General features: G+C 34.5%; 13 protein-coding genes and 3 pseudogenes. 5 read left to right on the top strand and 11 right to left on the bottom strand.

All coding sequences use genetic code 11. The annotated features are described in order from the left end of the window. Positions 1-507: 507 nt before the first annotated feature. Together AMS59_RS20175 and AMS59_RS20170 are read left to right on the top strand one after the other, a co-directional pair. Positions 508-1,110, top strand: a complete 603-nt coding sequence (locus AMS59_RS20175; RefSeq protein ID WP_053485513.1) for a CPBP family intramembrane glutamic endopeptidase — start codon at positions 508-510, stop codon at positions 1,108-1,110. A gap of 365 nt (positions 1,111-1,475) precedes the next feature. Beyond that, entirely contained in the window at positions 1,476-1,892 is a 417-nt protein-coding gene (locus AMS59_RS20170) for a YjdF family protein (RefSeq protein WP_053485512.1), read from the top strand. 187 nt (positions 1,893-2,079) lie between these two features. Here the strand turns inward: AMS59_RS20170 and AMS59_RS20165 are convergent, their stop codons facing one another. Together AMS59_RS20165 and AMS59_RS20160 are read right to left on the bottom strand one after the other, a co-directional pair. Continuing rightward, positions 2,080-2,418 (bottom strand): hypothetical protein, encoded by a 339-nt coding sequence (locus AMS59_RS20165; RefSeq protein ID WP_053485511.1) that lies wholly within the window; start codon positions 2,416-2,418, stop codon positions 2,080-2,082. A 277-nt stretch (positions 2,419-2,695) separates the two neighbouring features. Then, positions 2,696-4,123: a PLP-dependent aminotransferase family protein gene (locus AMS59_RS20160; protein ID WP_053485510.1), complete on the bottom strand. Its 1,428-nt coding sequence runs from the start codon at positions 4,121-4,123 to the stop codon at positions 2,696-2,698. Between the two features lie 99 nt (positions 4,124-4,222). On the opposite strand from AMS59_RS20160, the gene AMS59_RS20155 reads away from it, so the two are divergent. Further along, on the top strand, positions 4,223-4,825 hold the full coding sequence (locus AMS59_RS20155) for a LysE/ArgO family amino acid transporter (RefSeq protein ID WP_053485509.1): 603 nt from the start codon (positions 4,223-4,225) through the stop codon (positions 4,823-4,825). Positions 4,826-5,287: 462 nt separating this feature from the next. Here the strand turns inward: AMS59_RS20155 and AMS59_RS20150 are convergent, their stop codons facing one another. Together AMS59_RS20150 and AMS59_RS24505 are read right to left on the bottom strand one after the other, a co-directional pair. Further along, positions 5,288-5,752, bottom strand: a complete 465-nt coding sequence (locus AMS59_RS20150) for a DUF3291 domain-containing protein (protein ID WP_053485508.1) — start codon at positions 5,750-5,752, stop codon at positions 5,288-5,290. 116 nt (positions 5,753-5,868) lie between these two features. After that, positions 5,869-5,976, bottom strand: a pseudogene (locus AMS59_RS24505) (radical SAM protein); the annotation flags it as partial. 260 nt (positions 5,977-6,236) lie between these two features. Between AMS59_RS24505 and AMS59_RS20145 the strand changes: the two are divergent. Then, entirely contained in the window at positions 6,237-6,920 is a 684-nt protein-coding gene (locus AMS59_RS20145; RefSeq protein WP_053485507.1) for a GntR family transcriptional regulator, read from the top strand. Between the two features lie 20 nt (positions 6,921-6,940). Then, positions 6,941-7,558, top strand: coding sequence for a sterol desaturase family protein (locus AMS59_RS20140; protein ID WP_053485506.1), 618 nt, complete (start codon positions 6,941-6,943; stop codon positions 7,556-7,558). A 174-nt stretch (positions 7,559-7,732) separates the two neighbouring features. Here AMS59_RS20140 and AMS59_RS20135 read toward each other — a convergent pair whose 3' ends face one another. From AMS59_RS20135 to AMS59_RS20110, 7 genes and pseudogenes are all read right to left on the bottom strand, one after another. Further along, positions 7,733-9,892, bottom strand: coding sequence for an alkaline phosphatase PhoX (locus AMS59_RS20135; protein ID WP_053485505.1), 2,160 nt, complete (start codon positions 9,890-9,892; stop codon positions 7,733-7,735). A 288-nt stretch (positions 9,893-10,180) separates the two neighbouring features. Further along, positions 10,181-10,327, bottom strand: a pseudogene (locus AMS59_RS27060) (hypothetical protein); the annotation flags it as partial. Positions 10,328-10,698: 371 nt separating this feature from the next. Then, a pseudogene (locus tag AMS59_RS26445) lies at positions 10,699-10,899 on the bottom strand (DUF2178 domain-containing protein); the annotation flags it as partial. Positions 10,900-10,921: 22 nt separating this feature from the next. Then, positions 10,922-12,877, bottom strand: coding sequence for a S9 family peptidase (locus AMS59_RS20125; protein WP_053485503.1), 1,956 nt, complete (start codon positions 12,875-12,877; stop codon positions 10,922-10,924). After that, on the bottom strand, positions 12,870-13,352 hold the full coding sequence (locus AMS59_RS20120) for a DinB family protein (RefSeq protein WP_053485502.1): 483 nt from the start codon (positions 13,350-13,352) through the stop codon (positions 12,870-12,872). The genes AMS59_RS20125 and AMS59_RS20120 overlap by 8 nt, the downstream gene beginning before the upstream one ends. A 323-nt stretch (positions 13,353-13,675) precedes the next feature. Continuing rightward, positions 13,676-14,053 (bottom strand): enoyl-CoA hydratase, encoded by a 378-nt coding sequence (locus AMS59_RS20115; RefSeq protein WP_053485501.1) that lies wholly within the window; start codon positions 14,051-14,053, stop codon positions 13,676-13,678. A 176-nt stretch (positions 14,054-14,229) separates the two neighbouring features. Next, positions 14,230-14,745: a hypothetical protein gene (locus tag AMS59_RS20110; protein ID WP_053485500.1), complete on the bottom strand. Its 516-nt coding sequence runs from the start codon at positions 14,743-14,745 to the stop codon at positions 14,230-14,232. Positions 14,746-14,940 lie beyond the last annotated feature (195 nt).

Below are 14,940 nucleotides of genomic sequence, written 5' to 3'. Positions count from 1 at the left end.
TATATTAGCAAAGTGGTAACGAAAAAATCCTTTTATCGCTCAATAATAAACTTATTTTTTCCTAATCAACACGCCTGGTCACATTTAGGACAGTGAGTTTTTAGTTGTAGCGAGTTTCATTATAGCAACTGGAAATAATGCTATAAGAACGCTATATCATTAATATACATAATAAGGATATACTTCACTATAGTAATTTGGCATATTTTTGAATATTTCCTACCCAAAAAACCAGTTCAAACCTTAAGTGTAATTTACCCCACTAGCACAGATAACGGCCTTTCCTAAGATTTTCCAAAACGCCTATCTTCTGACTAACATTTCGCTCACTTAACTAATTCTGGAATATATGAACTGGAATGATTACATGGTTACCTTTACTATCCTCGATTTTTTCTCAAAAAAGACTATTTATCGGAAAAGTAGTAGCGATTGCATTTTCCACAAAATTATTATGGTAAAATATCTCTTTATTCTATAAACAAACATCAAGAAAGAAGGAAAGATATGGAGAAAGACAAACCCAAAAAGACAAAGAAGGATTTTTGCCCGAAAGATGCTATTTTTGTATTCTCATCTTTTACATTCGTTTGTGTAGCTATCATTTTCGCTTTAATAGTTTATGATGTATTCACAATACAAGATTTCCTATCATTCAATCAGCCATTCACAATGGTAATGAGTGTAGTTCTCGCTTCATTCGGTCTACTTTTATTTGGCGTAATTTTAACATTGTTTATTCCCTCGAAATACATGGACGAAACGAACAAGAGCTATCAAGACTATTCGTTGTTAAGTATTGTTGCCTTTATGTTTATAGGGGCATTATTTGAAGAAGTTTTGTTTAGGGGAATTTTTCAAAATTTACTTCTGATATTTCTAGAACACCAATGGACTGCAATTATAATAACAACTTTATTGTTCTTAGGGATGCATACTCAATACTTCAAAAAACCTATCATGTTAATAAATATAACCGTTCCAAGTTTAATTTTCGGATGGATCTATTTTGAAACAAACAATATTTTAGTACCATTTCTTGTGCATTTTTTAATGAATATCGGCATGACACTATTATTCAAATACAATTTAATAAGAGTTAAACATTAAAGCAAATCATAGATATACACGATATTAATACAACTTGTCGATGCAATAGCGTGATTAAATAAAATTGGTTCATGCCTGTTTTTTACTTAAATTATTCTTTTCTCAAAAGCTTGCGGCCGAAAAGAACCATCAAGATCTGATACTATTATTGCATTTAATCATAAATCATTTATATTCCTTGTTACTGTTTATCGACGCGAAATCACAAATTTTCCATTACAAATAATAACAAATAGTTTATAATACAACTTGAATGAAAAAATACGATTCGGTTGGTAGTCCGGATGCATCATATATTTGGTGTCAATAACCTTCCCCTCCTTGGGATGTCCGTCATTCGATTTTAATATAAGGAGGGACCTACTATGAAACTAACCATTTTTCATGATGGCCAATTTTATATAGGGCTAATAGAAAACATTTCTGAAAACAAATACAAAGCATACAAGTATACCTTCGGAAATGAACCTAAAGATCAAGAAGTCTTTGATTTTGTAAATAAAAATTTGTTGGATTTTATCAAAAATAATGATAAACATGATGGAATACCTATCCAACAAATTAAAGTGAAGAAAATCAACCCTAAAAGGCTTCAAAGAAAAGTAGCGAAAGAGCTTAAAAAACCTAGTATTTCTACTATGGCTGAAGAAGCGATTAAAGCAGAATTGGATCTTAGAAAAAAAGAAAAATCTGTTACTTGCAAACGACTTAAAGAAGAACGAAAAGAATATATTCGGAATATCAAAGTTCAAAAGTCTAAAAATAAACATAAAGGTAAGTAATATCATTCTTTTTACTGACAACTAATGTTGTCAGTTTTTTTTTAAGTTTAGGCTACACTTCCGAAATTTCATCTCCCACTTTCACTGGTGCTAATACACCTTTACTTTAAGAAGTGGGAGACTTCTTTCGGTGGGACGTTAATTTTGTCAAACTTGTTTACCATCTAATCTACTATAAAAGAACTCCCTATAATTGATGTTCTAATAGCCAGCGGTCATGCAACCATTTTTCGATTATCCGGCAACCTTCCCATTTAATACCTTGCTCAAATGTCATTATTTTTTCATCAGGACCGACGATGACCCATGTCCATGAATCATTCTCTTGTACATAGCATTTATATTTCATGCCTGTTATCGTTAAAGCCTTATCATTCACTGTAATAACCTCATCATGAGGGCGAATCCGATGATTTTCTAATTGATCAAATAACCCACTTTGAATATTGTTCAGAAACTCTTTAACAAGTTCCTCTGTTCTTTTTTCAGAGGGCAGTTGTTGATTGGAAGCAAAACGTTGGTCCATCCAAGTAATCCCCACGATTTTTTGACTTGCTTGTTCAATTGTAAAGGAATAATGCTCTCCCTACTCTCGATGCGGCTGCTAAAAAAGTTGAAAACCGCATGAAAAATATAAATGAAGTATTTTTAAAATTGGCGAATTCGTCGTCAGAGAAAGATCAAGAAATCTAATAATTTATTCTTAGAATAAAACAACTTTTATGTGAAATCCCTATCGTGCTGATTACACACAATAGGGATTTTTTTAGTTTCTACCTAAATAACGTAATTTAAAATTTCTTTTATGTGTCTTTTTTAACAATCTCAATTAAGATTTTTAACCCTTTTTCCAACTCTTCATATGAAGCATAGGCATATGATAATCGAATATGATGGGAATCCTGAGGATCGTAAATATACCCGGGATTAATGAGAACTTGTCGATGTAAAAGCTTAGTAAATAACTCTTTATCAACGATTGGCTCATGAAACTTTAGCCAAATATAAAAACCTCCCTTTGGCTTATTCCATTCAGCAATATTACAGAATTTTTCTTGTAAAATAGTCTCTACATAATCTGCCCTTTGCTGTAATTTTTGGCGTAAGCTGACGATATGGTTTTCATACTTTCCTGATTGCAGCCAGTGCAGCACAATTTCCTGTGAGATGGCGCTTGAACCGTAATCTGTTTGCATTTTTATATCCGCTAACCGCTCAATTACTGTAGTTGGACCGATTAACCAGCCGATACGGAGACCAGGGCTTAACGTTTTCGAGACACTCCCAATATAAAGGACTTGACCGCTATCATCCATTGCTTTAATTGGAGCCGTTGCCGCTTCAAAGAGCAATTCATGATAAACATCATCCTCAATGATGGGAATGCGAGACGCTTTACACGCTTCGTAAAGCGTCTTTTTTTCAAGCGGCGTCCATACCCCGCCAGTCGGATTGTTTAAAGTAGGAACAGCATAAAATACAGCCTGTCTCTTTCTTTTCTTTTGGGCTAAGGTTTGAGCAAGCTGTTCATCACGATCGATAGCTATCATTTGCATACCAACAGACTGAAAAGGATGGACTGAATTTAAATAAGATGTCTGTTCCTGGAATACGATAGAACCCTGTTCAAGTAGTCCAACAGCAATGAGCTGCAATGCCTGTAGTGCACCTGAGACAATACAAACATTTTGGGGCTTTGCATGGATCCCCCTTTTTTTCACGTATTCGCAAATCGCTTCTCGAAGTTTATCGCTACCTTGTGGTGATGAATAGCCTAAAGCTTTTGGCTGCAAAGAGAGCTCTTGCAATGACGCTTCAATTTCAGCAGTCGGCAATAAACTTGGTGCAAGCTCTCCAGTTCCCAATCGAATGACATCATCGCGCTGTTCGTATTCATTGATTAATTGAATGGTATGATAATTTGGTTTATGAAGGCTTGTGTCAATATAGGTTTGCCAATTTGGTTGTGTTTGTGTAATTAATGAATGCCAAGAATTATGAGCTACAAATATACCTGAGCCTACCTTCGATTCCAATATTCCTGCTGCTTTTAACTCCTCTAACGCCTGCTGAACAGTACTGCGATTGACCCCAAACTGCATCGCTAGCTGTCTTTGTGTCGGTAGCTTTGTTCCTGCCACCCAATCTCCTCGCTCAATATGTTCAGTAATCCATTGAATAATTTGCTGCTGTAATGTCATTTCACCCTGTCTACTTGGCTGCCAGTTCATTCACATCACCTCAAATTGGATGGCTAAAAAACCATCCAATTGGTCGTTTTCTTTTAGTTATAACATATCTAGAATGGTTAGTGGAAGGAGGTAATTTCATTGGAAGCATTTCTTCATGGAATAATTTTGGCATTTGGACTTATTTTGCCCTTAGGCGTACAAAATGTCTTTGTCTTTTCACAAGGTGCAACTCAGCCACATCTAGTTCGTGCTTTACCTGCCAGCATCACTGCCTCAATTTGTGATACGTTTTTGATACTACTTGCGGTATTTGGTTTATCTATAATCGTGTTGCAATTTGAGTGGTTACGTATCGCCTTGATGAGTGTTGGGATACTTTTCTTACTTTATATGGGCTATACAATTTGGCGCTCCAATCCGGCATCTGCCGATAATAACGAAGCACTTCCTGTTAAAAAACAAATTTTATTCGCGGTTTCTGTCTCTCTCTTAAACCCACATGCCATTTTAGATACAATAGGTGTTATCGGGACGAGTGCTTTAAAATATAGTGGGACGGAGCAAATGTTGTTCACTGCAGCATGTGTTTTGATTTCTTGGTTGTGGTTTTTAGGTCTTATCATTGCTGGAGCATCCTTGAAAAGACTTGATAGCTCTGGGAAGCTTATGAATATTTTTAATAAATGCTCAGCGATTTTTATTTGGGGAACCGCTCTCTACCTTCTTAGTGGTTTACTGTAATCTATTTAAAAAGACCTAGTGGATGTTCCAGAACTTTGAATCATATCTTTAGCATTTGTAATTACTTCATTAACCAACGGGACTCCTCCATACAATTAGAAATATTTACTTCTGATTTAATAACGTCTTGTTGCTAATTTCTTTCCATAGAACTTGACCTATCCAATCTTAACAATGTAATGCCTTATTTTATTTATGTAATTATCTCCTCATTCAATTATCAGCACCGTTAGTTGAAGAAGAAAAAGATGGGATCTCTATGGAATCCCATCTTGAAGAAAAGCCACCTTTTTGGAGAGGCTCATGTTCTTTTGCTAACTCACCGACAACACTTAACAAAAAAAGAAAACATTCTCCTCAACAAACCTGCTCCGTTAGTGAAGAAGCGATTGCTCTAATTGAACGATCGCACCCGACAGTTTAAGCAAAATACTGCACAATTCCTTCCAGAGATGGATCCTGCTACTCAATCAATAACCTCTCCCCCTTTTCGTCAAATGAATGTTTAAAATCAAATGCAAAAGGAGTTGGACCATGCTGAATATAATAGTTGTATCTCTTAAATGCCTCCTCCCATGAGACATCCTTCACCTTTTCTGTCCACCAGACTACATAAGAAAGGTGTTTCTCTGGATATGGCTCGATCCATTTACTTCTATCTCGTAATGCTTGTATATGCTGTCCTGAATAGGTAAAGCGATATAACGATTGAAGATTTCTCCATACTGTTAGCGTAAGTATAGGAGAACCTTTTCCCTTTACGGTTTCTTCAGGGAAAGGGACTCCTTCAGGTGAAAATGTCTCTATAAGTCCTGATTTAGTCGCCTGACGATATACTTCATTTCCCACTTGATAAAATTCACGAGAGGTAGGGTGGTCATAAGGGTGGTTTAGCCTACCGACAGTATAGATTGAAACTAATGCCATAAAAAGCCCTCCATCTATAGTCTTTTTATAGATATATTTCTAGTAAAAATGTGAAAATTCCTTCTTCAACTAAATTACCCTGTTTGTTGAAGAACAACAATCTTTACGAAAACAGCCTTAATAAAAGAAAGGATATTTCTCACATACCCTTCCTTATCCTTAGAACCACTATGGCCATCAATGCTATGGAGAGCGAAATTCATTTGTCTTAGCGCAGGCTTATTTCATGCTTTTTCCCTCTTTTAATTAATTAATTAATTAATTAATGTTTCATTGGTTAGTTTCTGTATAATACGTTGTACTCGTTTGATTCAAATACATTAAATTTATATTGCATCCTACTAAGTATTTCACGGGTTGTTTGAAAATTCTCTTTATAAAAATTTGTTCCTTCTATTGACAGAAAATTCGGATTCAATATATAATTTTTGGTATTACCACCGTCTTTAACTTGTATGACCATAAAAACAAAGGGGACGAGGATTTGACAGAAAAGGAACGCTCCTCAGATAAAATTGAGAATGAATTAATTAGATCCATATTGGCTGGTGTTTATTCTGTAGGAAGTATTTTACCGCCCGAAAGAGAGCTTGCAAAAGAGTTTGGTGTTGGCCGTCCAACTATTCGGGAGGCACTTCAACGTTTAGGAAGGGGGGGATGGATAACAGGAAGAAAAGGAATGCCTGCGATTGTTAATGATTATTGGCGCAATGGGAATTTATCGACACTTGTTAATATTGTTGAGAATCATCATACCATTACAGATGAATTTATCATGTACTTATTAGAATTAAGAAGTTCTTTGACTCCGACTTATATTCGTGATGCCGTTACGTTTAATCAACCTAAAGTGGTTGCTCTCCTTGCCAATCTAGAGCAGCTTGAAGATAGTGCTGAAAGCTATGCAGAATTTGATTGGGATTTGCAAAAAAAGTGTGCTGGCCTTGCTGTCAATCCAATCTTTCTACTCATTTTAAATAGCTTCGATTCCATTTATGTAGATATGGCGAAAAGATTTTTTTCTGTGAAAGATTATCGCGGGTTGTCCTTTAACTATTACCACGACTTATTAAAAGCTGCATTAAAGGGAGATGCAATGGAAGCGGAAAGGTTGTCTAAGACAACAATGGAGAAAAGCTTGGCTCTCTGGAAAGATAGAAAAAAATAAAGATTACTGGAGGCGTGAAAATGAAATTGAAATATTTAAAAGAATATTTTTCCTACCCTGATATTTTGATCATGAGCTGTCTATTCCTCATTAGCTTTGGATTTATGATTCTACATTTAACCTCTATCAAAATTTTGGGTGCTTTTATTCTGGGAATGATTATGTATTCCTTAGCTGAGTATGTTACACACAGGTTTCTTTTTCATTTGAAACCACCAAAGAATGTATTTTTTTTAAAAATGCTTAAACGTTTACATTATGATCACCATGCAAATCCGAATGAATTACATTTATTGTTTTTACCCTTATGGTACAGTGTGCCAAACATTGCAATTGTAGCAGCTATTTTTTATTTACTTTCATCTAGCTTTATATTGACAAACGCATTTATTGCAGGTATCATGCTCTTTTTACTATTTTATGAGTGGAAGCATTATATCGCCCATCGCCCACTTCAGCCAATATCTCCATGGGGGCGTTGGATGAAGAAGGTTCATTTATGGCATCATTTCAAAAATGAAAATTACTGGTATGGTGTGACGAACCCAGCCTATGATTTTCTCATGGGTACCTTTAAAAACCAAAAGGATGTTGACCAAAGTAAAACTGCTAAAAATCTAGAGAAACGTGGCAACTAGAAAATAGAAATTAACTGTTCAAGTTGTTTAATATCTATTAAAACTATATTATAGAGTTCTATGGAGTTATTCGATTCTTATGGAAAACCATGGAATAGAATGAGGGCTGTCACAAAAATCACTTTTATGACAGCCCTTTTCATTTTTTACATGCACAGTACATGTAAGTGTTTGTTATTTAGAAGTAACTTCTATGACTGTTGATTCAATTTTGTTTCCAGCCATGTCTTTAGCCTCAACAGTTAGGCTTGTGCCTGCTTTTTGGGCATTAATCTTCACAGTGAATTTCCCTTTTGAATTTGCTTTTGCTTCCCCTAATAACGTCTTCCCGTTATAAACTTGTACAGTAGCATCTTTTTCAGTTGTACCTGTAACTGATTTAGATTTTGCTGTTACTTTATCTACTTTAAGAGCATCAGTTACAGTGAAATCTGGCATGTTTGTTAAAGAAGGTAGACCAGAGATATAACCAATACCCCCTGTTTTATTAATACCAATTTGTTCGTCAACAGCTTTAAGTAATTCATCTTTATTAACTGCTGTAATTGACTTAGCATCTACTTCATCACCAGGATGCTGGAAATTACTGAAAATGTATGAGAATCCATTGCGGTCATCAGCAGCAAATAATCCAGTTGCTTCCGCTCCTGCTGGAACAGATAAGACACGATCTAATTCTTTCGTATCCACATTATATGCCCAAACGTAGTTATTTGTGTGAGCTCCACTATCTTCACCGATAAAGAGTGTTCTCATTGATTCAGAGTAACTTAAGTTATCTGGATTGGCTACTTTATCTACATTTGCAGTGTTTCCAAATGAATCAGCTTCTTTTAAATCTTCACCAACAACTAATCCAGACATTGATGGTGCTACATAAGAGCTATTAATAGCATTTCCTTCGCTATCTTTTTGACCATCTTGTAAATCTAATTGATATGTTACACCAGCTTTAATTTTTGGTAATTGAATATGGTCTGCTGGGTCTTTTCCTGTTGAATCTTTTTCCATAGCCTTACTCTGATCGGAAATTGCGATATATACTTTTTTATCCTTTTCGTTTAGTGCTAGACCTTCCATTTTGTTAAATTCTGTAGTCGCACCAAGAATGGCAGCGTAACGGCGAGTTTCTAGGAAAGCTGCTGCTTTTTCTTTGCCAGGTTTAAGTTTTAAATACTCAACTTTTCCTTCATTTGAGTATGTTTTAATAGCTGTAAAACCTTCTTTAGGCGTATCTGAAGTTTCAAAAATATCATTGAATATAATGCCGCTATCAATAAGATCTTTCACTTCTTTATCAGTTGCATGTCCTAAATTAATCCATTGTAAATCTCCTGAACCACCGTTTTCAACACCCGTTTGTTTAAATTTGGCTGCATATAATGTACCTGATGATAAATCTTTTGCTTCGTCGGCCACATACATAAACATTCCTGTATTACCGCCATCATCCCCGTAAAAAACAGTTTTGTTATCAGGCATAATTTTCGCTAACTCATGAGAGAAGCGTCCTGTACTATAATGCTTTTCAACTGATGTTTTCCCGTTCTCTTCCACTGTAATTTCAGGAATGTACCCATAGAAATAAGGGTTAGCCTTTGCTTTATCTCCAAAATAGAATTGGGAGAATGTTTCAACTTGACTTCTTACTTTCGAAGTTGTATCTAAGAAAAGTCGTGCATCTGGTTCGTACTCTTCAGAACCTAAATGTGTATTCCAAGGAGATAATGATCCGTTACATGGAATCCAAAGTCCGTTTACTGCTGAAAAATCAATTTTTTCTACTTTTACAGGTTTCATTTCCCCTGTTTTTTTGTCCTGTTCCAACTCAGTTAAAGACATAGATGCAGGAACTAAACCGTATGCTGATTTACCAGCAGCATCAATGGTTTGATATTCATAATGTGTAACCATATAAAGTTTTTCATTAATAGGTAGCATTAAGCTGTTTGAATCCGGAGAATCTGAAACAAAGTATTTTCCGTCTGTGCTGCTTGGATCCTTAATTGGATTTCCTTTTACATCAATTGGTGTACCTGCAGGGATTTTTTCCCCATTAACAGTTGCTACCTTATCTTCCGATTTAAATAGGTAGTTGTAGGACAACGGAAATGTTTTTACTTGTCCATTGCTATATTTCACATCAACTGTTGCGGTTGTATACGTTTTTACCATTTCTTCAATAGTAGATGGTGCTTTCATTCCATTAAATTTAACAGCATCTATTGTTATTTTTTCCTGAGCATTCACTGCTGCTGGTGATAATGCTGGAACTGTAATAGCTAGAGCAAGTGCTAAAGTAGCACCTTTTTTCACAAGTTTGTTATTAATCATCTAATAATTCCTCCTAGTAGATTCCTTATGTACAATTCTATTAAACTATATGAATGTTAATTTACTGTTAATTTTATTTATATTATTTATAAATATTTGAAATTACTAGAGGCTCTTTTTGTAACATTCCACGAAAAGAATGGCAAGATAATGAATTAAAAGCTGGATTGAAGCTGATTATCGTTCAATTTTATAATATCGTTTACCAAAAACAGCACCATCCACACGTAATGGAATGATGCTGTTTCTGTTTTTCAAAAAAACTTCATTTACTTATGATACGGTTGATTAATTATTCCATTTTGTAATTGCATAAATTATTTCTTTTGGGTTAGGGTCGTGTTCTAAATATCCTCCATAACGGGAGACCAGAACACTATAGTTGAAATCTTGACTAATAATCCATAGGTCATCATTATTGATATAGTCCCATAGTGTTCAGTAATAATATGGTTTTAACACCTAATTTATGTTGACCTGAAAGTGTAATTTCATTAACATACGAGGGGGTATAAAATGTCTCATAGTTTTAGCTTTTATTCACTCATTGTTTCTTCAATTTTGTTTGTCATCCTTGTATTTATGAATTTATTGGGATATTGGACAGCAGATAGATTCCAACAAATTCTATATTTCATTTGTATGGTATCGACAGTTTTTGGTGTGGGTATTGAAACAGGAAAAAAACTAAAAAACAGAAGCTGATTAGAAATGTTCTAATTGGCTTTTTTACTGCGCATTTTATTTCATATATTCACTCGATTCTAATCCTCATCATTGGTTCATTCTCGCTCCCCGAACTTTCCTTATGAAAAATCCTTTTTATATTGGACGGCTAGGTAAATCCCACCAGCTAAAAATGCCAGCGTATATTTGAACATGAAAAAGATGGTCCACATATCGTCTTTAGGAAAAATCACGTCACATAGAATAAACTGCCAACAGCATATGAAACTGCTTTTCAAAAAGATTATATTTATCCGTTCGTCTTCTTGCCTAATCTTCTTAGAAACACATAGCATTTATTAATCATAAAACCCTAAAATCTTTCATACTTTCTCTAAGAATATAGTGTGAAAACCACATCAAATTCTGCTTCATAATAGCCACATTAACTCCTGGCCGGTCAGAACTATATGCCATTCCTTTAAAAATAATTAATTCTGTATCAACTTCCATATCCCTTAATCCTTGATATAGTTCATATGCATTGGGAGTTGGAACTCTTGCATCCTTTTCTCCATGTTGGATTAAAGTAGGAGTACAGGCTGATTTAATATATGTCATTGGTGATGTTTTAGTATATATTTCGGGATCATTCCATGGATCATTTCCTAAATACATCCTAATAAAGTAAGGTATATCTGTAATTACATAATGGGTACTCCAATTAGTAATTCCACCCCCAACTGAAATAGCTTTGAATCTACTACTAAATGTAGAACAGAAAGCTGATATATATCCCCCGTTGCTCCATCCCATAACCCCAACTCTCTCTTTATCTGCAATTCCTTTTTCAACTAGTTTATCCACTCCAGATATAACATCATCGTAGTCAGCAATTCCCAGTTTTCTGTAGTTTGCTGTTAAGAATTTATTGCCATAACCAGAGCTTCCCCTGTAGTTTGGTTCTAAAACGATAAAGCCTTTTTCGATAAACTGTTCAATAGGATATTTCTCATTAAAACAGTCTGAAAATATTGGAAAGGATGCCCAAGCCGGTCCACCATGGATTACTACTAATAAGGGATATTTTTTATTTGCGTCAAACTCTACTGGGGTTGATAAAACGCCCTCTATTTCAAGACCATCACTACTTCGCCATGAGATTATTTCCCTGTTACTTTTAAGCTTTCCATCGAAAAAGCTATTTACATTCGTTATTTTTTTATCGTCTAAATAGATTTCAAACGTTTCATTTGTTATAGCCTTATTATAGGCTATATAATTTCCATCACTTGTTATAGAAGCCTCCATAATAAAGCCATCTACTTTTTCGCTTAACATTTCCACAGTGCCATTCTCAGACAGCAACCCAATTAGATAATTAGTTTTATTCTGCCATCTAATTAATATTCCTTTAGCTGTCCACCGTAATGGCATAACCGTACTATCAAAATCTGTTAAAGGTTGAATTAGCTCGCCATTATTAAAATCAAATATCTCTAGCGTACTGTCTTGTATATGGTTCTTATAGTAATCCTTCTCCCTTATGCTTGCTGAGTAACATATTTTGCTGCCTTCAGGAGAAAAGCAAACGTTCCCTCCCAACAACTTATCTATATTCATCTTTTGTAGCTCTCTAGCTTTAATATCTAGTATGTATAGATCTCCATTAATAGTATCTCCCATATTTGGGCTCGGTGTAGCCATTAATACAATCTTTTTCCCACAATTTGAAATATCAAATTCATGGATATGAAAATCCTTACCATCAGTTAGTTGATAAACAACGCTATTTTCGTGTTTATCTTTGTCCTTTTGTATTTCAATGTAATATAAACAATTATTCTGGTATTCCTTCCCTATATGATGGAAATCTCCATATTGTTCCTTACGTTTCTTTATTGCCTCAGATTCTTTTGACTGTGTAACATAATAAAAACCCTTGCCAGTAGGCTCCCATTTGAAATTACTGACCCCTTCTTTCTCATCAGTAATTTGAACCACACTATAACTATCTATAGACTTAAGAAAGATCTGATTTTTCTTATTATCCCCGTCACCAACTAGGCTAAGGTATGCGATATTTCGAGAATCTGGAGACCATAATGGGTATGTACTATCTATATCCCCAGTTGTTAATGGGTAACACTGACCCTTATCTTTTTCGTATATCCATACATGATTCCTATATTTATTGTCTTTCCAGTTAGCTATCTTCTTAACAAATGCTACGTTTTTACCATCATCACTTATATTTGTATCTGATAAGGTTGGTAATGAAATAATCTCTTCTATACTTAAATATGTTTTTTCATTCATTTTTAATAATCCCCCTCGTTAACTCTCTTCCAATAAAGTTAGCAGGAACAGGGCTTAGTTCTAATTCTCTTGCCCAAACAGAAAGTTGACCTATGTGGTGAATTTCGTGAGTAATTATATGGTGTAATATTTCATCAACAGTATATTTATTTTCATCCCAAGAAACACTGACTAGTTTTTCATTTAAACCTCCTACATTTATTTTTATAAATTCAGCTATTTCATTGCGTAATTTATCTGAAAGTGCTTTAACCTTTTCAAGTGTATGATAATCAGCAAAATGAAATACTACATCTTCTTTGCCCTGAATAGCACGAATCCAACTATATTCCACATCAATTATGTGAAAAAGTGTATATAATATATTTCCTACTCCACCCCTGCGGTCTTTTAACAACTCTTTAATCGTCAGTTGATTACACCAATCAAACCATTCATCTCTTACCAGCCAGTTGTATTCAAAGAATTTAATCATTGTAAGCACTCCAATCTAGCTTATTACATTATATTTCGATGTAAATGCAACTATTTCCTTCTTCAACTTATGCTCCGTTAGCTGAAGAAGAATCCGCCTACGTAACACTTCAGCTATGGCATCATCCAAATTAAAAGAAACCACCTCATATGAGATGGTTACCTCTCTAGCTATTCGCACAATAAGGTTTGTCAAAAATAGTATCCTTTTACTGAATACCAAGATGCTTTTCAAACCAATTGCAAGCTTCAAGCTTCATATAATAAGACAAAAGGCATGCTGTCCCTTAGATTTCGATATTGCTCCCGATATTATAATAAAGTTTAAAGAATTACGCCTGATACATCTCCTGTCAATACTTCTTTTTCATTCTGATTTTTACAAGAAAAGGAGGCAACAAAAGCTGTTCTATTATTTTCTTGCCTTTCGTACTTCTCAATTTTAACTATACAAACTATTGTATCACCTGTAAAAACAGGTCTTAAAAACTCAAAACTCGTATTACGAGCCAGTACGTTATTATCTCCAGCTATTTTTGTTGGGAGAGTTGCCGTTAATAATCCTTGAATGACAAGTCTTCCTTGTTCATCTGGGGTTATATGATGTATCCCTTCATCCCCTGAAATCTCAGTAAATAATTCAACATCCCTTACTGTAAAAGTTCGTTCAAACGTAATTATATCTCCTGCTTTTAATGACATTTTAGACTCCTCCCTCTGTATGGTTAATCACGATGTGAATATTACATCAATACCATACTTTTCAAGGTAATACATTCTACAAGAATCCAAAAAAACCTTCCTCAACTAATATTTTCCTTCGTTTAAGTAGAAAAAGGCTCTACCCCTGCCTCCGTTAGTTTAACTAAGCCTTTTGATTAATTATCCCATTTTGTAATTGCATAAATTATTTCTTTTGGGTTAGGATCGTGTTCTAAATATCCTCCATAACGGGATACCAGAACACCATAGTTGAAATCTTGACTAATAATCCATAGGTCATCATTATTGATATAGTCCCATAAAATGTTAAAGTTCCTTAATGCCCATTTTCCATCAAGAAGAAATATTGGAGAGTCATCGATTCCCAAAAATAAGTAAACTAGTTTCTTTTCAATGTCAATCCCTTGCACATAATGTATAACCTCATGTTCCCAACTAAATTCCTTTCTGAAACCACTATAATTAATCGCAAAATCCCCTTTATGTAATTCATAGTTCCATTTCTCCAGAACTTTATTTAGGATTCTTTCTAATTCTGGAGACGTAATTAAATCGCTTTTTTCTATAATGATAGAAATATCTTGGGGAAGTAAATCCATTAATTTAGTTCTCTGATTTTTTTGTTTGTTAACTTTTATTTTTTGTTGTAGTAGTATTTTTCGTTCGTCCATAAGCTCACCCAATTGCAAATTATTATGCCTAATAATACCACTAATTTAACAATCGCACTCGTTAGCTTAAGCAGATCAGCGAAGCTTATTAAACAATCGCGCCCTATGTTGAAGATCACAAAATATAAAAAGTAACAAACTGCATACATACGTTGTAATGAAGTAAACTATATTATTAAAAGTACAAATGATTTT

Origin of the sequence: Lysinibacillus sp. FJAT-14745 (genome assembly GCF_001275675.1) — a bacterium.
Lineage (GTDB): Bacteria > Bacillota > Bacilli > Bacillales_A > Planococcaceae > Lysinibacillus.
The sequence above is the reverse complement of the archived record's forward strand: the minus strand, read 5'-3'. Positions and strand labels throughout refer to the sequence as shown.